The organism is Tengunoibacter tsumagoiensis (assembly GCF_003967535.1).
GTDB classification, from domain to species: Bacteria; Chloroflexota; Ktedonobacteria; order Ktedonobacterales; family Ktedonobacteraceae; genus Tengunoibacter; species Tengunoibacter tsumagoiensis.
On record NZ_BIFR01000002.1, the window covers coordinates 2,321,585 to 2,342,484 of the forward strand.

15 protein-coding genes are annotated in these 20,900 nt (G+C 44.5%); 8 read left to right on the forward strand and 7 right to left on the reverse strand.

Annotated elements, in window-relative coordinates:
- Positions 1 to 42: 42 nt before the first annotated feature.
- Positions 43 to 384, reverse strand: a complete 342-nt coding sequence (locus EL628_RS29410) for a hypothetical protein (RefSeq protein ID WP_126583533.1) — start codon at positions 382 to 384, stop codon at positions 43 to 45.
- Between the two features lie 396 nt (positions 385 to 780).
- Between EL628_RS29410 and EL628_RS29415 the strand changes: the two genes are divergently transcribed.
- Entirely contained in the window at positions 781 to 1,353 is a 573-nt protein-coding gene (locus tag EL628_RS29415; RefSeq protein WP_161975870.1) for a TetR/AcrR family transcriptional regulator, read from the forward strand.
- An 89-nt stretch (positions 1,354 to 1,442) separates the two neighbouring features.
- Here EL628_RS29415 and EL628_RS29420 read toward each other — a convergent pair whose 3' ends face one another.
- Entirely contained in the window at positions 1,443 to 1,646 is a 204-nt protein-coding gene (locus tag EL628_RS29420; RefSeq protein WP_126583535.1) for a helix-turn-helix domain-containing protein, read from the reverse strand.
- Between the two features lie 436 nt (positions 1,647 to 2,082).
- Positions 2,083 to 2,844 carry a metal-dependent transcriptional regulator gene (locus tag EL628_RS29425; RefSeq protein ID WP_126583536.1) on the reverse strand — a complete coding sequence of 254 codons (762 nt, stop codon included), beginning with the start codon at positions 2,842 to 2,844 and terminating at the stop codon, positions 2,083 to 2,085.
- 1,436 nt (positions 2,845 to 4,280) lie between these two features.
- Between EL628_RS29425 and EL628_RS29430 the strand changes: the two genes are divergently transcribed.
- The 6 genes from EL628_RS29430 (at position 4,281) to EL628_RS29455 (ending at position 12,200) form a co-directional block, all read left to right on the forward strand.
- Positions 4,281 to 4,781 carry a hypothetical protein gene (locus tag EL628_RS29430; RefSeq protein ID WP_126583537.1) on the forward strand — a complete coding sequence of 167 codons (501 nt, stop codon included), beginning with the start codon at positions 4,281 to 4,283 and terminating at the stop codon, positions 4,779 to 4,781.
- Between the two features lie 901 nt (positions 4,782 to 5,682).
- Positions 5,683 to 6,327 carry a DoxX family membrane protein gene (locus EL628_RS29435; protein ID WP_161975871.1) on the forward strand — a complete coding sequence of 215 codons (645 nt, stop codon included), beginning with the start codon at positions 5,683 to 5,685 and terminating at the stop codon, positions 6,325 to 6,327.
- A 17-nt stretch (positions 6,328 to 6,344) separates the two neighbouring features.
- Entirely contained in the window at positions 6,345 to 8,552 is a 2,208-nt protein-coding gene (locus EL628_RS29440; RefSeq protein ID WP_126583539.1) for a hypothetical protein, read from the forward strand.
- A gap of 151 nt (positions 8,553 to 8,703) precedes the next feature.
- Complete coding sequence (locus tag EL628_RS29445) at positions 8,704 to 10,200, forward strand: protein kinase family protein (RefSeq protein WP_126583540.1); 1,497 nt, start codon at positions 8,704 to 8,706, stop codon at positions 10,198 to 10,200.
- 260 nt (positions 10,201 to 10,460) lie between these two features.
- The gene (locus EL628_RS29450) at positions 10,461 to 11,186 is read left to right on the forward strand and encodes a hypothetical protein (protein ID WP_126583541.1); all 726 of its coding nucleotides are present in this window, start codon (positions 10,461 to 10,463) and stop codon (positions 11,184 to 11,186) included.
- Between the two features lie 327 nt (positions 11,187 to 11,513).
- The gene (locus EL628_RS29455) at positions 11,514 to 12,200 is read left to right on the forward strand and encodes a DUF4097 family beta strand repeat-containing protein (protein WP_126583542.1); all 687 of its coding nucleotides are present in this window, start codon (positions 11,514 to 11,516) and stop codon (positions 12,198 to 12,200) included.
- Between the two features lie 232 nt (positions 12,201 to 12,432).
- Here the strand turns inward: EL628_RS29455 and EL628_RS29460 are convergent, their stop codons facing one another.
- Positions 12,433 to 13,698, reverse strand: a complete 1,266-nt coding sequence (locus EL628_RS29460) for a glycosyltransferase family protein (protein ID WP_126583543.1) — start codon at positions 13,696 to 13,698, stop codon at positions 12,433 to 12,435.
- A gap of 417 nt (positions 13,699 to 14,115) precedes the next feature.
- Entirely contained in the window at positions 14,116 to 16,422 is a 2,307-nt protein-coding gene (locus tag EL628_RS29465) for a glycosyltransferase family 39 protein (protein WP_126583544.1), read from the reverse strand.
- Between the two features lie 434 nt (positions 16,423 to 16,856).
- On the opposite strand from EL628_RS29465, the gene EL628_RS29470 reads away from it, so the two are divergent.
- Positions 16,857 to 17,723, forward strand: coding sequence for a Pvc16 family protein (locus EL628_RS29470; protein ID WP_161975872.1), 867 nt, complete (start codon positions 16,857 to 16,859; stop codon positions 17,721 to 17,723).
- Between the two features lie 75 nt (positions 17,724 to 17,798).
- On the opposite strand, the gene EL628_RS29475 is transcribed toward EL628_RS29470, so the two are convergent.
- Entirely contained in the window at positions 17,799 to 19,592 is a 1,794-nt protein-coding gene (locus tag EL628_RS29475; RefSeq protein WP_126583546.1) for an MFS transporter, read from the reverse strand.
- Between the two features lie 155 nt (positions 19,593 to 19,747).
- Positions 19,748 to 20,797 (reverse strand): hypothetical protein, encoded by a 1,050-nt coding sequence (locus tag EL628_RS29480; protein WP_126583547.1) that lies wholly within the window; start codon positions 20,795 to 20,797, stop codon positions 19,748 to 19,750.
- Positions 20,798 to 20,900: the final 103 nt, after the last annotated feature.

Genomic DNA, 20,900 nt, shown 5'->3' on the forward strand with positions numbered 1-20,900 from the left:
TTTCTTGACAGAGCATCCATTTCATGGGGCCAAATGTGCAGGCTACTTCATAAACACATTCACCAGCAACAAAACGCCACTAAAAAAGAACATAAGAGCTGTTGCCGCCGCCAACCAGGGATCGCGATAACGGCGATATCCATGAAGACGAACACTAACAATAGCAAACGTAAACAGGCAACCCATGATAAAAGTGAGTCCGGCCATCCAGCTAGCATATTCTTTCTGTCTAAAAGAGGGCTGAAAGAGGAGGAATATCAACACCATCACAGCATCACCACCAAACAATAACCAGCGAAAAGTAAGGATCGGATGACGATAAATCGAGCGTCTCAACATTTTTAAAGGGGAGGCAACAAAATCAAGCAGTAATTCCCAGAACATAGCAGTATCCCTTTCAGTTATGCTAAGGATTACAAGCAACTAAATACGCGATCTACTTGCTACACTCATCATAAAAAAGTAGCTAATTCAGGGATAGTACAAAAAACTTTCTTCACACTTATATTACCATAAAATGGCTTGATCTTGCCAGGACTTTTAAACATAATCACTCGTTTATTGTACTGCTTTATCCTGTCATCTTTGCATCTCGCGACACCCTTGACAGTTTATTGACTTTGACGTAAAATAATGACCAATAAGTCATATTCTTACCATCAATTCAACCAAAGTAGCAGCCAGCCATGAATCAGCATTGCAGAAGATGAGAGAGGTACAATAATGCAAGAGGCATATGTCGCACAATCGCTAAAAGAGAAGCATCGTCAGGAGCGAGAGATGTTGATTTTGGAAAAGGCTGAAGAGGTTTTCCTGGAAAAAGGCTACTATGACACCTCGATGGAAGAGATTGCTGCGCGGGTAGGCATTGCAAAAGGCACCATTTACCTGCACTTTGCACGTAAAGATGATCTGGTTGTCGCAATTATCCAAAGGGACCTGGAAATATTTTTAAATACCATTGATGCCCAGATAGCACTGGTACCCACTGCACGCGAAAAACTAGAAGTATTTATCCGTGCCATCTATAGCGGACTTTTCAGTAAACATACATATCTACTCTCCAATATGTATAATGCAATCGATATTAAGAGGATGATAGAAGAGAAACAGGGCTGTCTGCGTGGCCTCTGGGAAGGACTTTCATCACGCGTGACTTACTTACTTGATGAAGGCAAAGAGTGGGGAGAATTTGATAAGCAGATTTCAACTATAACGATGCTGAGAGCTTTTTTTGCCCTCTTTACACCACGGAGCTATATTCACATTTATAAGCAAGAGAATCCCGAAGAAATCGTTACCTCACTCATCCATATATACTTCCGTGGTATTGCAGCTCCATCTCCTTGCTGATAAAGGCACCTCTCCATTTTGTATAAAAAAAGAAGATGAACACTTCTATAAATGAAGCATCCATCTTCTTCAATGCAAAAAAGAAGATTTTAAGCGTGTGTGACTTCCTGATTAATAGTTTCACCCAACATTTTATCAAGGGTCTCACGTTTAATACGATAAGCCTGACGCTCGTTGAGATGAGGTAATACGACTGCATCAAGCACGCCGAGCTTTACCCAACGGCGGACGGTTGTTCCATCAACGCGCAGAATATCAGCAACTTCGGCAACGGTCAATAATTCACTGCTCATAAAATATATACTCCTTTAGAGATAAACTAATCAGATGGCACCATTCTAGAAAGAATCTGCCTACCCACAGAAATTCCAGTAGAACTATCCATGGATGTTTTTGTACTTCTCTATGTAATACGATTTAGAGATCGAGCTAGATACATTATTAATATTTAGTACTATAATCATACTTCATTACCTTCATCAAAATAATCAGACAAAAATAAATTGATAATCAGAGAAGTTCCTCCCTCGGTCTTCTTATACGCATAGAAAAATTCTCATATTAGATAAAGATTTATCGCTTTTTTTAGCAAGCGCAAGAGGAACAAATTTTTTATAGGAAACACATAATAGTGTAGTTAGGTACAGAATAGCATAAGGTCGTGACTCTTTTGCTCTATGGCTGCCTGGTGCTAATGGAATGGATAGAAAGGAAGAAATAGCAGGGTGCCTAGTCTACGCTATTCTGCTCTGATGGCTGTTTGTGGGGAGTTGAAGAGAAAGGAGAAGAGGATTCGGTACTGAGCAGGCGAACTAATACATGCTGCATCACCGATCCACCTACAGAATAAAAAGAATCAGCTATACTAAGGGTGTAAACATCACCATATGGAGCAACACTTTCCACTCGAACGAGGGCACCTGGGATTAATCCTAATGAAGTGAGATAACGCAAAAGTTCCGGGTCATCATCATTGACGCGCTGGACAACAGCTTGTAGTCCAAGCGGCAATTGCGATAATGGCTGCGTTGGTGTAACAACAACGACACCTTTTTTGCTTGGTATAGGGTCACCATGTGGGTCTTCTGTTGGATGCCCTAACATCTCATCCATGCGATCTTCAAAAGCCTCTGAAATAGCATGCTCCAATTGTTCGGCTTCTGCATCTACCTTATCTAAGGGAAAGCCCATAAATTTGACGAGGAAAAGCTCTAACAGTCGATGATGCCGTACTAATTCCGCAGCAGCTAACTCTCCATCGGTCGTCAATGCTACCCCATAATAGGGAGTATGCACGACATAGCCATGTTCAGCCAACCACTTAAACAATTGTGTAATTGTTGCATCGCTCAATTGTCCGGTTGGCTCCAGGGCTTGTAGCCGCTCGCGCACACCCTTTGTCGTAATACGCTCACCGCGCTCGTGGAGTTTATAACAAAGTTTAAGACAATCAACTGCACGAATAGGCAATGTGCGTAATTCAGGTGACATAACTGACTCCTCATTCAACTAATAAATCGGGGCTTTGCTACCTCTAAAAATTAATTATCATAAATCGTGACAGGTGTGTCAACCCTGAATGAGAAGGGATTGCAATGAAGAGGTGAAAAGGGGTCGCAGATTTATTGGAGAGTCAGGTTGGAGAACAAGAAACACCAGCAAAAGCATCTTCCTATTAACATCTCTCTTCACGCATATTCTTGATGGCAAAACTTCCTATCTTGCTCTCTGTCGAATGGCTGCCTCTAGAGATCTGCCTTTACTGGAGTCAATGCTCTGCGACCCATCCTTAGTATAGTAGAGATACGGCATGAATTGGTGTCGAAAAGATCAACAATATCTCAAGATCTTGTTAAGATGCAAGATCTCAGCAAGATCCGCGCAACGAATTGCTGGCTACAACGATTATCTTAATTGAGTGACCTATTTCTAATTAGCATGATCATCAACGACCCTCATCAAACCGATCGTTTGCTTCATTGATATGAAGCGGCTAATTGCTATACGGCAGACTCCTTCTTGTTCTCTAGCTCGTCTGCTATTGCAGGTTCATGTATGACTATGCTTTACAGCTGGCAGGCAATGAGAGAACAAGAGGGGATCACTCCTGTCCTATTGCATGCTCTTTCCTCTCAATACCCTTTGCAGCTTGCTAACAAAAAGGTTGTCAATGGGCTTCCAGCGCCATTTTATACCTGACTTAAATCACTTATGATATAGGCCCCCGTCGCTCAAGCGTGGCCTTATTTCTCTAGTTTGACAGTTAAGGGCTTCAAAACACTGCTTTGAAGCCCTTATTGAAAGAATATCACATCTATTATTCTCCAGATGATAAGGCTCGCTACCCAGACGCCGAGATACAGTCGATTATGAGTGAAAAGTGGTTGCATATCCATGCTCTTTTCCTGGAACCTACTATGAAAAGCTTCGCGAGGTGTGAGACGTGGAGTAACATGCAAGATTCTTCTATCTTACGTGATCCTCCCTGATTCAGGCAAGATATTTTGCAGTGGAAAATCCTGCAAAAAAGAACTTACCAGTAAAAGTCGATACGTTCCTTTTTTGCATTGCCACCATACAAAGTTCTAGTCCGAAAAAAAAATGCTTCAGTACAGTTGCCAAAAAGCAAATGACACCCTTACTGATACAAAGACTTGATTTTTCCACTCGGATAGTGTACTGTATATTATGTACATTCTTTCTATAACTTCCTGCTTGCTTGCTATTTTTGAAAGAAGGTACAATCTAATGCACTGATCACATTTTAACCAGATGCATTGTTGACGGACATATTGATATTCATCAACCAACCCTCCCATCTACTCTACCCGAGGCATCCAGGCGTATACATGCCTTCATGGAAGATATGGGTCAAAGGTTCATTGAGAATAGCTAAATACGTTGCCAGCCAGACGAGGAGCACCCATATGCAAAAAGTTTCTCTGCGCAAGGTGAAAGCCCCAGCTAGCTATCTACAAGACAACGTAGAAGAGGTTCTACACTTCTCATTACAAGGGCTTTTGCCAGCAGGTCATACCCTGGCCTTAAATACGACCATAGGCACGCTCTCTCACCTCACCATTAAACAGGACCGACCACACATGCTGGTAGAACAGCAGTTTACAACCAGCGAGATCTGTGTCCTGCTCCCCCTTCTAGAGGCCTATCCTTACTATTGTCCCTATGAAATACTACTTGCTAGCTTTAATATGGGGCGCGTGAGCGAGAGCGCAGTCGCTCGCAGCCGCCAAAGACTACAAGAAGCTCTTGAGGCTGGTGTCTGGGATCAGGAGATGCGACCAGTGCGCAATGTTCTTTCCCGTACAAGGCTTAAGACACGCGCATTTGGAATTGAGATCTCATCAATCTTAGAGACTGGCTACATTTTAATGTTTATGCCAAACAAATATCGCCAGGATCCAGAGTAGCAGCCATACTTCTTTCAGCAATCTTTTTCTTATGATTATCTTCTCTCCAGCAGAGAAATAATCAGATGGGACTTGCTGCCCTTCAATACCAGACTTCACACCCATTATCTCTGCTTACGCTCTCGTGACTGCATCTTCACTAGTATATGCTTCAAAACAGATGAGAGGGTATGACGTACTTGAAGCTTAACACATTTCACACACTTTGTCCATCCTTGCAAGATTAATTTCGCGTAAAAATTGTTGTGCAATGTGCGACAAAGATAACAAATAGCAAACAACGTCAACCGAAATGTTATGATACGCTCGTATAAGAAATCGCGATATTCTTCAACATTGTTGAAAGATAGTATAAGAAAATTTCTTATACCGTCTTACTCATTTCTCATTTTCTTTTGTGGACAACCCTCTTACTCATCTGTCTTTATCTCCTGGTAATAGGTATTTTCACCTTACTCTTAGATGCTCCTATCTCTCGCTTCAAAGCGCCTGGGTAGCCCGATCAGGCCCATTTCTTACCCTCATGGTGCGTTCCTGCATATCCACATGAAGCGTCTTTCATTTCAAGATAACGATCAGAAGTTATCTGGGAGACTACCGCAAGTTCTTCAACATATACTCCTTACAGTTACTGTGTTTGTAGAAGCAACGCATTGCTTGATCTATGATCGCTCATTTTGTTGAGAGTGTTCTCAGTAAAAACACTATCTAGATACCTTGTAACTGCGTTGGGTCAACAGTTTTGTAAAGGATGGATCTTGTGGGCTACGAAACTGTACCATCGTCTCACGTTCCTAAAACGCGTCCAAAAAGTTCTTCTGGTTATTCTGTGAATGGGCAAAAAAGCTTATCACGCGCAGCTAAACCAAAATCTGTGCCAAGAAAACAAGTAAAACTGTTGATGCGAACAATACAGTCATATGAGGGAACGCCTTCTCAATCCTGGTTGCGTGCTGGACATTCCTCTTATCAGAAGAGCCAACAGGTTCTTCGTCGCCAACAGACGGTTGCGGCACTCAGGATTCTGTTTGGGGTGCTCTGGGCCTGGGATGCCTGGCAAAAATGGCAGTCGCCTTTTGTTGCACATGTGGCCCGCTATCTAACTGAGGAAGCCTACTATGCATCCCCATTCTTTCGTAGCTGGCTTACCTTCTGGGGATCGATTGGAAGGGCACAACCTTCTGGTTTTGCGTACAGTCTGGCTATTGGCGAAGCATGTATTGCTTTTGGATTGATGAGTGGGACGTTGACCAATCTTACCTGTTGCACAGGCATTCTCTTTACACTTGCAGGCTGGTCAACACTCAATCTATTTGGCGGGCTCATTGGGAATAGTGGCAATGACCCTGGGATTATCCTTGTGTATCTGCTGGCTCTCCTGGGCCTCCTGGTAAGCAATGCCGGCAAGACATGGGGAACCGATCGTTATCTTCACGGTCTGCTAGGGCAATGGAATTTTCTAGCGTCTCACGCTAAGCTTCCATTTCAGATCTCTACACCAGCAGATCAGACGGTGAGCAATCGCTTGCCACAACGTTTGCGTTGAGTTCAAGAGGAGCAGTTATGTCTTACAGTGACGCACCGCATTTTTCTGGTCCGCTGGGCCAGCTCAATGTTCCAGCCTTTGGAGCAGATCCATCGAATACAGTGAATACGGTCCCTGACAATCGCTCAAAAAACCCTAGATTGCGTCAGAGTTCATCGACCCAATTCCATGGAGAAGCTCTGGCTCGTGATGCCTGGGGAGAACGTTCAGCTCCCTGGATTGTACTGATCTTTGCCGCTGGTTTCTCTTTGTTTCTGATCTTTATGGTGCTCTTTGGACAGACACCCGGCAAAAGTTTCTTTCTCAAAGGAGCTTCTGATATCTTCCAATTTGTGGGAGAAGGAATGGGCTTCATTTTCTGTACACGTATTGCATTACGATTGAGAACGGTTGCTCTCCAATTACGGCGGGCCTTACTGCAAACAACCAATGAGCGACGTTCTCCCAATGAGATTGCGATAGCCCACGCTGAAGCACAGGCGGCTCAGAGAGCTTTCTATGCCTGGGGAGCTCTAGCGATCGGGATTGCGCTCTACGCCAGCGGCCAGGCGATCTGGACCAGTTATGACATTCGTATGAATAGTGCCGATGTTCCATTCCCTGGTCTCTACGATATCGGTTTTGTTCTTAGTTATCCTTTCTTCTTATTAGGTACGTTGCTCCTTACACGTCGCAACAAGGCTTCTGTTGGACGGGTTCGGCTCTTGCTCGATTCACTCGCTTTTATTGGAGCTGCACTGGCGATCTCCTGGTTCTTCCTGTTAAGCCCATTGATTGCCGGACTGGCTCAAGCACCAAGTACGGGCGCAGCCTTTCTCTCTATCTACTTTCCCACTGGTGATCTGTTCCTGGTTGCAGTTGGTGCCTTCCTGATGTTTAGTCCTCTGGCCAACCGTATGCAGCAATCAGTCTTTATGCTCCTGTGTATGGGATTGTTCTTTCTGGCGATTACCGATAGTCTGCTGGCATTCTATTCGCTGAGTGGGAGCTTTAATACAGGAACGGTTCAGGATGTGTTATGGCCGCTAAGCATGGCCTTAATCGGGCTGGCAGCCATTGAGTATCCACGGAGTATTGCACGCGAACAAGAGCAGGAAGAGCGGACAAAAAATTCTGGACGCACTATTCCATCGCTGATTCTTCCTGGTCGATGGGCGCAGTTTAGCACTACAGCTCAGACGATTGCGCCATTTATCCTTGTCATCGGTACTTGTGCCCTATTGCTGACAAACGTGACCACGCGTGGTGGATCGACAATCATTCAAGCCGATCTGGTTGCTCTGGCACTGATTCTGATTGTTATTGTTCGCCAGGCTCTAACGCTCCTGGAGAACAACCGCTTAACGATGCAGATGCGTGGTGAATTGGTCATCTCGCGCCGAGAGCTACAGGTCACACGCCGTGAAGCAGATGAGGCAACGCGCTCGGCTCAAGAGAAGCAGATTATGGAACAAGGCATTGCTACGCTCCGTGAAGTCCATGCTCGCGTTGCGCGTGGTGATATCTCCGCTCGCGCCCCTACCATTCCTGGCCCATTGCTTCCTATCGCTATCAGCCTCAATCTGATGTTGGATCGCATTAGTGCCCTCTCACAGCGTGGAGCAAAATATGACCAGTTACTTCAAGATAGCAAGATGCTACAAGCAGGCGTAGAACGTCTGGGACAGGGTCAGATCCCCTGGTCGTCTGAACAACAACCACCGAGAAGTGCTGCGGAGCTACACTCTATCTTCATGGGTATTGCGCACTTACACCGTATGCAGACAAGCCAATGGAATCGCTTTGGCGGGGCGATAGAGTATATGCGGAATCTGACACGACGCATTCGTGAATCGCTCTTTGAATTTAAGCAGACTTCAGCGATAACCGATCTTCATCCCGGGAGTTATGAGCGTATGAGTCTGGATCGTATGCTCCGTGAGATTGATCTGTTGCTACAACAACAGCGCAGCGTTCTCTCTCAGGTAACTCAGGTCGCACAGTCTGCTCATTCATCAACCCGCAGTATGACACCGCAAGTAGCTCAGGAGCCATTTCCAGAACAGGCATTTCTGAAATCTCCATCTCAGCATCTACGCTCAGAAGATGCGGAATACATTATGAATGAAATAGATGGCTATCGACCTGAGCCCATTTTTCAACCGATACAGGATCTCGAGCACGATTCATACCGACAACGTATGCATCAAACTCAACGTTCCTATCAACTACCATTTACCGATTAAATCACCCGTGGCTGTGGTGGTATTGAATCACTGGTTCAATGCCACCTGCCCAGGCAAGATACATTGATCATAATTTTATGTACGAAAGAGTGCACAAAGGTTGTAAGAAGTGGGATTTCGGATGGTAGGTGCACAGGAAAGGCAGTAGACAGTGGAAGATACTCACAACAGACAAAGTCAGGAAGGTGCACAAGCGTTTTGTCTGGGACATCCTGCACATCCATTGCAGGCTGGTGAATTGGTCTGCCCTATCTGTGGCACTCTTGCAGCTAGCGCAACGATTGGGATGTATCGCATTCAGCGAAATCTTGGTACTGGAAGAAGCGGACATGCCTATCTGGCCATTCATCAACGTTCTAATCAGCCTGCTGTCATTAAGTTGATTGCAGCAGATAACGCAAGCGTTCATCTCTGGGACGCAGCGCGACGCGAAGTTCGGGTGATTACGACGCTTCGTCATCGCTCAATCCTTCCTGTCTTTAGTTGTTCTACCTGGGTACCTGGTGAAAATGGAAGTATGCAGCCAACATCTGAGATGAATACATTTCATTCTGGACGTGGCACCTATTTGCTGACTCTTTGCCAGTATCTCCCTGCTAATATCAGTACGTTTGCAACCTATTACCAGAAGAAGGAAGTTCAGCAGCAGCTTTTATCTCAAGGAGTGTCTTTATCAGCTCTTTTGATGCATCTGGTTCAGCAGGCGGGTTCAGCCTTAAGTGCGGTCCATGGCCGAGGGCTTGTGCATGGTGCTTTAACGCCTGGCAATATCCTGTTATCACAGCAACATCACCTCTGGCTGGCAGATTTTGGTCTGGCTCGCCTACATCCTCCTACCGCTCCCTATCTGGCACCAGAGCTTTATCAAGCGAATAGCATGAGCATTCAGGCGAATGATATGCGCATCTATTGGAACGCGGCTAAACCTTCTAGCGATCAATATGCTTTGGCTATTATCTGTCAGCAGCTTTTTTCACAGTTATTATCGGCAACTGATTACCAATATCTGCTGCCTGTCTTACAGCGAGCAGCCCAGCAACGACCTGAACAGCGCTATCCAGGTGTGGATCTGTTCGTGCAGGATCTTATGGCTTTAATATCTCGCTCTACGACATCAAGCAGCCAGACTCAGACACGAAATGAAATAAGAGAGCGGTCTGGAGGTGTGCAGAATCCAGTCACGCCACCACCACCTACTGCTCATACTGAGCAGCGATCAACTACAGGTACAGATAGATCATCTCTGTCTGGAATACAGGCAACGCCTATTCCTCATTATCTGTCCGATTCTCAACAGATGACGCCTCCTTTATCTTTGACACCGCTCACTCCACTCTCTAATAACACCGTAGAAGATTGGGAGAAGCGAGGCGATAAATTGTTCACAACCCATGATTACGATGGAGCTCTACAGGCCTATCATCGAGCATTAGAGATCCATGGAAATAAGTCTTCCCTCTGGCTGGCTTTAGGGGATACTTATTTTGCTCTGGAGCGCTACAAAGAGGCCTTAATGGCATATGAACAGGCTATGTATCTCAATCCTAACGACTCTCAAGCCTGGTCGAACAGAGGAACAGTGCTAGATGCCCTTGGGCGCAGGCAAGAAGCAATGGATTGTTACGAGCGTGCTGAACAATTAAGTTAATAAAGTATTGGAGGGTTGCACCAGTATGATTATGTACTATCAAGAGGAATGTTCGCTCTCTTTTACGAGTGGATCGAATATCAGGTATACTGGGGAAGCCAACAGCTATCGAAACAATGGAGAACTTTCAGGTGCTCCATTCTCAAAAAATTTCACACATTCCGATAAATAATACCCCATAATGCTCGTGAAATGTAGTTTATTAGTGTAGGTAGTTTGTTTATTTAGTTTAACATACCACAAGAAAGGTCCAGGCAATTATGGAAGAATCTTTACAATCGACGCCTATTGAACAGAATGAAGTCGTTTCGCCAGCTCTACCTGAATATCCTGATGAGCCACCAGCTATTGAAGGCAATGCTTCAACCAGGATCAACTATACGTTACGCTTTACAGGATGGCCAAACCTGCCACAGCTCGTTGTGATCGCCGCAGCTACGGCTGTTTATACAGTGCTTTCCTATTTCTCGGTTGGTACACTGCCCAGTGTGGCTTCATACGTAGGAACGGTGTTTATCGCGATTGGCTTTGGTATTCCTTTTGCGATCTGGTTCGGGGGCTGGGCCTTCGTTATCGCTTATATTGGTAATTTTGTTGGTGCTGGCCTCTTAACTGGTATGCCAATCGCGGTGGCTATTCCCTTTGGGGCGACTGATTTTATTCAGCTTTGTATACCTATGATCCTTTATCGCGTCTTCGCACCCCGGTTTGGCGTCAGTTCAATTGGCAAAGACGTCTTTACTTTGCGTGGCTTCCTGTTCTTCCTCGTCTGTGCAGTTATTCCAACCAATATTATTGGCGGACTCTATGGTAATTCTATTTTGTTGGCCTTTGGTTTTACAGCACCGAACGTGTATCTGGTGGCCTGGCTCGTCTGGTCGCTAAGCAATATTGTGATTGTTCTCGTGATTAGTTCGATTCTACTGGCAACGTTAGGACCTATTGTAGAACGCTTTGGTCTGACCGTTCGCGACGCCTTAAGCTAATCTACCTGAGCATCACTTACTATCAGAGACTGAGATCCAGAATGGGTCAGTAACAATAAAAGTTACTGGCCCATTCTTCATTCGTGAAGGCCATTAATAATCTCTATTTTTATAGCAATTATCTTCAATTGATTGACAATATTTAACAAAATATGGTACTATATCAATAGGATATACACAAATTCACATTTTTATTGGAGATTATTCACAACACAGGTGCATAATCTGATAGTACCATCAAACATAATGGTTGCCCTGGCTTTGGTTACTGTTTGACTGGTGATAGCTCTACAAATGGAAAAGTGTGTCAAAATGAAGGAGTAAAAGATGCAAACGCTTGTACAAAATCAGACATTTCCAGTTCATTCTCATCCTACAATCCTGGTGAAAAATACTGCGGGTTTTATCCATGTTAGCGTTGGAAGCAATGAATATGTTGAAGTAAAAGCAACTACTCTGGTCAGAAATGATGCTATACCAGAGATTGTCATGCAAAATAATGATAATCGTGTAAGCATTGAGGTGCGGTATCCTTCTTTTTCCCCAACAAAGCATCCATCTACCATCGATTTTGAAATACTTGTTCCCAGATTGGCCAATCTTCAGCTTTACAATACGGCTGGAACAACGCTTATACATGAGGTTACTGGCGAGATAACGGCCCATGCGACAGCTGGTACTATCGAGGCCACTGGGATTACTTTACAGGGTCAGGCAAGTATAGAAGCTAATGCGGGCTCGATTCATTTTACTGGCTCGTTCAATCCAGATGCTCATTATACATTTAAGACAAATGCTGGAAGTATTGATGTAACACTAATAGATACTACTGTGCTGAAAGTCGAGGCAAAAACGAATGTTGGAAACATCTACAACGACTTTCCAGAGATACAACTTCAGCACAAAATGATGAGTTCACAGGGGCGTGGAACCATTGGTGTTGGTGCACCAGCTTATCTTGAACTTGTCAGTAATGTTGGAACCATTTCAATTCACAGAGCTGCTGTTTCTTAAAATGTTCATCATAGTGTCTCCTTTACACCATTTATGATGCGCCCTCGTACATTCTCTGTTGCGTCTCGTAGTAGTAAGAAAAAAGGACGCGATTACCAGACACTCTTTGAGGCAGCCTGGCAATGCGATCAGGGCATGCCAGCTCGCCACATTAAGCAGCGAGGTGGTAGCTGGCATCCCCAACAAGAGGAGTGTAGCTGCATCAGTTCGTAAATGAGAGATAACTCATAAACTACGCAACCCAACCATTTGCGAGAAAAAGTAACGCATGAAAAGTAAAAAGAACGAGGGATGCTCCAATTATTATACTTCTCAACCGTGGATTTTTTTGCGACCAAATTGCAGCAATGATAAATAAAGGAAATATAATCATCATGAACCGGGGCATTGAAGAAAGCGGATATCCAATGCCTTGAATAGGAGTGCTGAGCGAGCACATTAATAGAATTAATGCAAAAAATCTATAATGCCAGGGTAGCGTCTTCCATCCAACGCAGAGAGTGAAAATAGAAAGAATAGTAAAAAACAAGTCCAACAGATTCGACTCAAAATGTTTATCTGGCTTAATAAATGACATAATATCGTTAATGATACCCTTCCAGGGAAAATCTAACATACGACCCCACTGATGTGCTTCCGTGACACTAAATTCAAACGGATTTCCAGTGATAATAGCAAGGTATACCATGTAGATCAAAAGTCCTAAAGGAACCAGGCATAAAGGCAATGTAGCATTGAAAAATAAACGCCAGTGTGCTAATAATGTCCTACGATAAGGCCAGAGATACTGTAGAAGAATAACTAAAAAGGGAATAACAAAGACAATCCCAAGCGCACGAGTTAAGCTTGCACATAGACCACAGGCTCCAGCCAGCCACCAATCCAGCGGTTTTTGACGTTCTAAAAAGAAAAACATCATCATACAGAGGAGAAAAAAAAGGGACTCGCTATAGCCAACAAAGAAAAAAAGGCCATAGGGATTAATAGCCAGTAATAACAACGTATCTCGTGCTATAGCGGATGTAAAATAACGAGAAACATTGTGATAGAGAAAAACTAAACCAAGTATAAAGCAAACATTAGCTACGATTAAACCTGTATAAAAAAGGGCTGTATACGGATGCGGAAAACTACCTCCAAATATATGTACCAGCAGTGGAAATCCTGGGAAAAAGGGAGTAAGAGAATTATCACTCTTCCAATAACCAGCACGGGCAACATCTACAAATACTCCTACATCCCAATGATCCCAAAGTTTTATGCATTGTCTGGCTTGCGAAATGCAGATGAATGGATTTTCCCACCGTTTATCATCACTAGACCAGTAAGCAAAGACACCAGGACCGAGAAACGTACATGCTATTAAAATAAGACGGCTGATCAAAAATACCCAACTAGCTTCTATCCAGGCATTTTTCCAAAGTGAAGACTTCCTTTCTTTAGATGATAGTAAGGCTCCATCCATGGTTTTCGTATCTTTTATAGCGAAATTTTTCATTTTTTCCTTACTTCTGATAAAAATTCTGAAATCTATTACAAATATTGATGATCTTTAATTTAAGAAGATGTAGTTTTTAGCTTTAATTTTCAACCAACAGCAAAAATTTATTAAAAGGTAGATAATACTATCGTTAAATTTTTGCTTACTATTCATGATAGCTAAAGAGTTTTTTTGTTTGTAACGATGAATATATACCTCTCCTAGATTGCAGACTACATGTTCTTACTGTACCTGCATTTAAGTTTTTTTGCAAGCTTTAAGAAGCCTGAATAGTTCGTAATATACCCTTCTCATGCTTGATATGCTGAAAGGGATCATAACCGCACAACATATGCTTTAGACACAGCAACAAGCCGACCTCCTACTTAAAGTATAAATAGGAGGTTGGCTTGTTGCTATCTGGCTTTTTGTCTATCAGGAAGGTACTGAGGCACAATCATAGAGCTGCGTTCCGGATGAGCTTCCTCGGCTCTGGCTCTGCCACTGACTGGCTGGCACAATACGACAATGGCTTGTCACCCAACCAGTCGCAACATTTGTACCAAAGGCTCCAAAATTAAAACCACCGCCTTGATTAGCGTTCTCACCTTCTGGCACCAGATCTGCAATGGCTTGATTGATGCGAGGTGAATTGAGCAAGAAGAAACGAATAGTGTTATCGTGAATCAGATTCTGAAGATCCTCAGTTGTAAGGATTGGATCTGAGCCGCCAAAGCCTCCCAATGCCATCACCGGCTTATTGGCCGTAAGGATAATTGGATCAGCAGTCGCAGAGCTCGGAGTGGCAACTAGAAACTTTGTATTCCCCTGATGAGCTTCCAGGTATGAGATTAAGGCTGGATCCGCCTGGGCTGATCCCCCACCCAGAAAACCACCAAATGCGCCTGCGAATGCGTTCAGGCCAGTTTGCTGATTGCCATCTCCACCACTTCCATTGCGACGACTCAGTCCATCTCCATTCCCGCCCTGACGTCCAAAACCAGCAGCACCAGATCCTCTACCATATTGGTTCCCACCTGAAAAGGCTCGGACACCGACCCCACGAGCCTGATCATTCAACCCATTGGGGCCTGCTGTGGGAGCAGAGTTTTCGGTATTCTGAATCACTGAGTAGCCAGACCAGATGGTAGGTGCCAATAAGAGCATGAAAAAACCTGCACTTACGACTGCGCCAGTCACTCGCAAGGAAGGGCCTGGTCTCGCTGACACCCCTGTTCCTCTCCATGAGAGATCTGGTTTTAGCCGAACAACTATCAGCACGAGGGCTACAATGACGATCACCAGACCTATCAACGGGCTCATCCATTGCGACCAATCGGGAAAACTGGAGAGCAGATAGATCTGTGTTCCAGCCGTTACAATGAATGCCAGAGGTAGCAGCCAACCACGCCACCCAACACGAAGGTAATCCTTCCACAGTACAACGGTTCCAATTCCCACCATTGCGGCCAATCCGGGCGACATTTCAGTCATATAATACTGATGGAAACTGCCATTGAGTGTAAAGAAAATGGTCATAGTAAGCAGCCAGAAACCCCATAATAATAATGCTAGCTGCTGCCTATCTGTCTGAAACCGAGGCCGACGCTGCCAGGCCAGAGCAACGATCGCCAGCAGGCCAAAGGGGAGTAACCAGGCAATCTGAGGGCCCAACGAGGGGCCAAACAGACTAAGAGGACCAGAGGCCCCTCCCTGCATATATTGATTGGCTAATTGTTCAATCTGCTGACGATTGAAGGTTCCACCAGATCCTGAAGGGATATTGTTTGGTTGAACTGTAGCTGCAGGGGTAGGAGTCGCAATTGCCTCTGAAGCAAACTCGGTCGTTCGATTGCCCACCCCACGATTACGGCCACCATACCCGTTGTTTCCTCCAATGTGCAAGCGATTTAAGCCATTATAGCCAAAAGCCAGACTGAGTTCGGAGTTATCCTTCGTCGATCCGACATAAGGGCGCTGACTGGCTGGAATCAGGTCGACTGTAGCCGCCCATGAGAGCGAGAGTAAGAGCAGTACAAGCAGGGCAACGGCAAGATGCCAGACGCGTGTCCAGATCTTTCCTGGCGCACAAAGCAAATAGGTTATGCCAAGTGCGGGAACGACGAGATAAGCCTCAGCCATTTTGATATTAAAACCAAGTCCAACAAATGCCGCACTCAAAAGCAACCAGCGAAGCTTTCCACTTTCAGCAGCTCGAATGACTGCCCAGGCCGCTAAGATCAGAACAAGAGCTAATGTCCCATCAATGGTATTATTGCGATCAGTCACAACACTGATCGGCGTCACAGCTAGCACCAGAGCAGCAATTAAGCCTGCTATCTCTCCAAAGTGACGTCGCACAAGGAAGTAGAGTAACAGAACTGCAAGGAAGCCACAGAGAGCTTGTGGCAAGAAAATGCTAAACGGAGTAAAGCCAAAGATCTTTGTACTAATTGTCTGCAACCAGAAACCAACTGGTGGTTTATCTACAGTTACAAAGCCACCTGGATCAAATGAAACAAAGAAAAAATTATGGAAATTATCGGCCATGCTCCTTACACCAGCAGCATAGTAAAGGTTTCCATAACCGTTCTGTCCCAATTGAAAGAAATTCATAAACAGCGAGAGCAACAAGACTCCCCCTAAAGCAATCCTGCTCCACCAACGTGGGAGTTGTAGCCGAGGCACAGAAGGCAAGCTCGCCGGATTCTCTACAGTTGAAGCATTGACAATATCTGCCATGCTAACCCTCTCCTTATATTAGATCCATATCAAAGTATGAGAAAATTCTATGCAAAGAATTTCCATACAGAATCCTAACTAAAGCTGGCATCGCTTTATACAATACAAACACACCATAAAAACTGCAAAGAAATATGCAATTCCTTTGCAGTGAATGATGTCGTCACTTCTCGTAGCGCTATGTCTGTATACTACAAGCAACTATAACGACCAGACCTCAATAAAAGTACAGACAATTGTAAATAAAGTATGAAGATATCTTTATGCAAACAGCTCTGCTTCGAGAGTAGCTATTCTCAAGCTATAACGGGCCGAGGCTCATTCTGCGATAGATAGATATTGGTAAGAGGGTGCATAATAGATCTATGGGTTCTTACTCAATGGTTCAAAAAGGAAAAAAATTGTGGTGTTGGGGGAGGGATAGGAATAGTAGCATGCTACGTGATATACATACAGCTTTACAAAGGTTATTTTATCAATGTGGAAATATCAGTCCACAAGAAGTCGATATTCGCTTTGATGCCCCGACACGCGAATGCATAGAGCAGCTCACACGTCCGACGATCTATCTCTTCCTGGTAGCATTACAAGAAAATATTGGCCTCCGGCAGCCCAAATTCGAGGCAAATTATCAACACAATCGAACAGAGCGCAGGCCTATGCCCCGCCGTTTCGATCTTCGTTATATGGTCTTTACACTCACTAGAGAGATTGAAGATGATCATCTTCTCCTCTGGAGAGCCTTATTAACGCTCATCCGTAATCCCTATATCCCTTCTGATCTGCTTTCGGACGAGCTGCGTCGCCTGAACCCTCCGCTTGTAACAAGGATCGAACAACGAGATGAGGAGCCGACTTTTTTAAACTTCTGGAATGCTTGTGGAATCCCGCCTCGTCCAGCGCTTTCGTATATCATCACCATTCCTGTCAATAGTGAAGTACTTACTGAAGAGCCGCTAGTCCTTACCCATTCAACGCGCCCCAGTCCTAAATGGGCTGATCGACCACTTCAAGAAATCAAACAGCAGATTGGGGGGATAGTCCATGGTATGGATAGCGCCCCGCTTATGGGTGCCAGAGTAGCGTTAGAAGGGCGTGCCAATGAGAGCTGTATCACTGACCATGAAGGACGATTTAGTCTGCGTCATGTCCCAACCGGGCTGATCCGTCTACGCATCACACTTCCGGACCGAGGTCATAAAATTGTCCTTATTGAAGTACCATCAACCTCTACAGAAGCGCAAGATGGAGAGGTCCTTTATGACATTTTTCTTAAATCCAGTTCAACTCGAGAAGCCTGATATGTTATATCAAGCTCCTTCAAGTTCTGACTTCAAACAGCTTTCACTCGTGAAGACATGTTTTGAAATGTTTCTCTAGCCAAGAGATGCATGCGCCTGGGCCTCTCTTTTTGCATCTTCACTGGCAGGTGCTTTCGGGCGATGTAACAAAAAGGCGATCAAAGCGGCCAGAACACCACTTAGCGCAAAGATTGATGCAGACCACCAGGCGCTCTTAAATGAATTTGTGACCTGATCCAGAAACTCGGCTGAGATCTGATCGCCCAATACCTTGAGATCGCTTCGAATCGCCTCTCTAGTTGCAACTGGGACCTGTGGCGGAAGCTTATCAGCCAGTTTTGTGAGATCAACGCTCTGGGTTGTCGAACCGCTACTTCCAGCTTCAGATGTTTGATTACTGGTCGTATGAGAATTCTGCAATCCTGTGATAATACCGCTGCGAAGCTGCTCAGGCAAGGCAGTATGACTGTTCACAATAGCTACAGAATGCGTCTGAGCTGTCTGTAAATTTGGTGTAAGCGTTCCTGTAAAAACGCTAATCAGAACAGCCACCCCCAGTGTAAAACCAATCTGGCGGAACGTATTAAAAACGCCGCTGGCAACCCCGAGCTTGGCGGGAGGCACTTCGGAAAGTGCAATAGCTGGTTGGCTCTGGAACAGCATGCCCATGCCAAGGCCCAGGAAGATACTGCGCCATGCTACATCAATATAGGCAGTGTCAGAGTTGATAAAGCACAACAAGACAAAGCCAATCGTAATAGCCACCATACCAATAATCCCCATAATGCCAGGATTGACGCGGTGACTCAAACGGCCACTAAGAGCCGACACAACAAATGCAGCCAGTGGGACCGGCAAGAGAGCATAAGCCGCATGTAATTGATCGTATCCACGGGCATTAATAAAATAGAGCACCAGAATTAAAAATGCTCCCTGAATAGCAATGCCAAATAAGAACATTGTCAGATTGGCGCCGGTAAAACTTACAGCCTTAAATAAAGCAAAATCAATCATAGGATCTGCCTGCTTTATCTCCACAATCCCAAAAGCTATCAGAGAGATTACAGTCAGCCCGAAGAGACTTAAAATAGGAAGGGAGGCCCAGCCCCAGGCATTGCCCTCAATAATTGCCAGCACCACACAGAAGATAGCAAGCGAAAGTGTCAATGCCCCAAGAATATCAATGTGCTTGCTCACTCGGATATCGCGCGTCTCTGGTACATTTAACCAGACCATGATCAGGCCTATCAAGCAGAAAGGCAGATTCACAAAGAAGATCCAGCGCCAATCAAAATTCTCTACCAGGAAGCCACCAAGAATAGGGCCAACAGCAGCAGCCAACCCGGAAAGGGCTCCCCAGACACCAATCGCAGCACCCCGTTGCTTCGGAGGAAAGATAGAAATGATGATAGCCAGACTAATTGGATTCAGGCCCGCTGCCCCAATCGCCTGCAAAGCACGAAAAGCAATGAGCCAGTTAATGGCTGGCAGTCCCGTCAGGCTACCAAAGGTCTCTGCTAATGCACAGAGCAACGAACCAATACTAAAGATAATCATACCAATCATAAAAAGGCGTTTACGCCCATATTGATCGGCAAAACGGCCAACAGTTATAAGAAGAACAGCAAAAACCAGGTTATATGCATTTAACGTCCAACTTACTGTAGGGAGATCCGTTTTAAGCGCACTCTGAATCGAAGGAATAGCAATATTAACAATCGTAGCATCTAATAATGCCATAAAAAAACCAAATACGAGAGAGATAAGAACTATCCAGGGTCGTATAGGTCTACCGTGCACCATCAATGCGGAGGAAGAAGCAGTCTGCTTTTGCTCCTGTTGCCCAACCACCTGCTGTATCTCTTGCATGAAGCTTCCTTTTCTGAAGTATGAAAAAAGTAAAACTACTCTATCCTACGCTTCTTGATGTATAACGAAAGGAGAATAGCCATAAGCGGAATCCAAAAAACTCCACAAATGTTATCATACAGGCTAGTAGCAAAGTTAGCAATAGGAGCAAGAAGTTATATTCGTCTTGCCTTTTTGTGCTCTATGTGTACTTTATCCCGGTGTACTTTATCTTGCTCAAACATATGGGGTGGTAAAAGAGCCATTGCAAGCTGATCAACGATAGTTCCAGAGGGATGATATGCAGGGCCCTGGTTTTGATTCTGGATAATCGTATGCAGATTTGTAATAGCTTTTATAACACGCTCATTGTTTTGTTGTAACTCCTGCTGGCGTTGAAGACGGACAAACAGATTGTTCAGAGCACCAGCAACCGGCCAGAGAACATTATTGGAGGTTAAAGGGACGCGAATGTCCATCTCGCCATTAGCGAAACGTGCTTGAGCGTCATTAATGAGTTGAATACTGTAATCAAGCTGTTGTTTCTCACGAGCTTTCGCTTCAGCAACAATAGCTAACTGCCGCTCAAGTTCAGCAATCTCTTCAGCACGATTACGTTGCGCCAAAGCTGTCTGTAATCCATCGACTAACACAAATGAGATGCCAGCAGCCAGAAGCAATACAGAGACCAGAATAAAGAAGTATGAAAATACAGCGAATGATGTAAAGCCAGCAACCGCAGGCTTAAGCTCGATAATTGCTAGCATAAATATGCTATTCAACACGGCTAAAGCTAAAATAGACAGAGCTGGTAATAAAGCAGCAGCCAGAAGTTCTGGAATGATGAGCAACGCAAAAAGTGGAAAGACACCAGTAGAGATATGCTGTACAGGAATGATACTTGCCATAATGCCAGAGGTATATGTCAATGTAACAATAATCCCTGCAAGCAAGACCTTACTCCTACGATTGAAAAAGATTGCAACAACTGTCAAGACAGTCTCAATCCCTAGCACTGAGAGCAGATAGATGCTACCACTGAGAATACCTGATGCTGCATAGAAAATATTATCCAGGAGAAGTAAGAAAACAACCAGGCTAAAAATACGTGTTTTCCTCTCGATTTCTCGATCCGAACTCATCGGAGTGGTAAATTGATACCACCATTTTACAGCCCACAATAATTTCTCTTCTTTCTGGTTCAGCCTTGATGTTGGTTTTAACATACTTATTCCTCACGTCTTCATGCTGCTTACACATCTTTAAGCCTTTTATACTATATCATCCATTGAAACATTTTCATATTAAAATCATGTAAATCCATGTTAC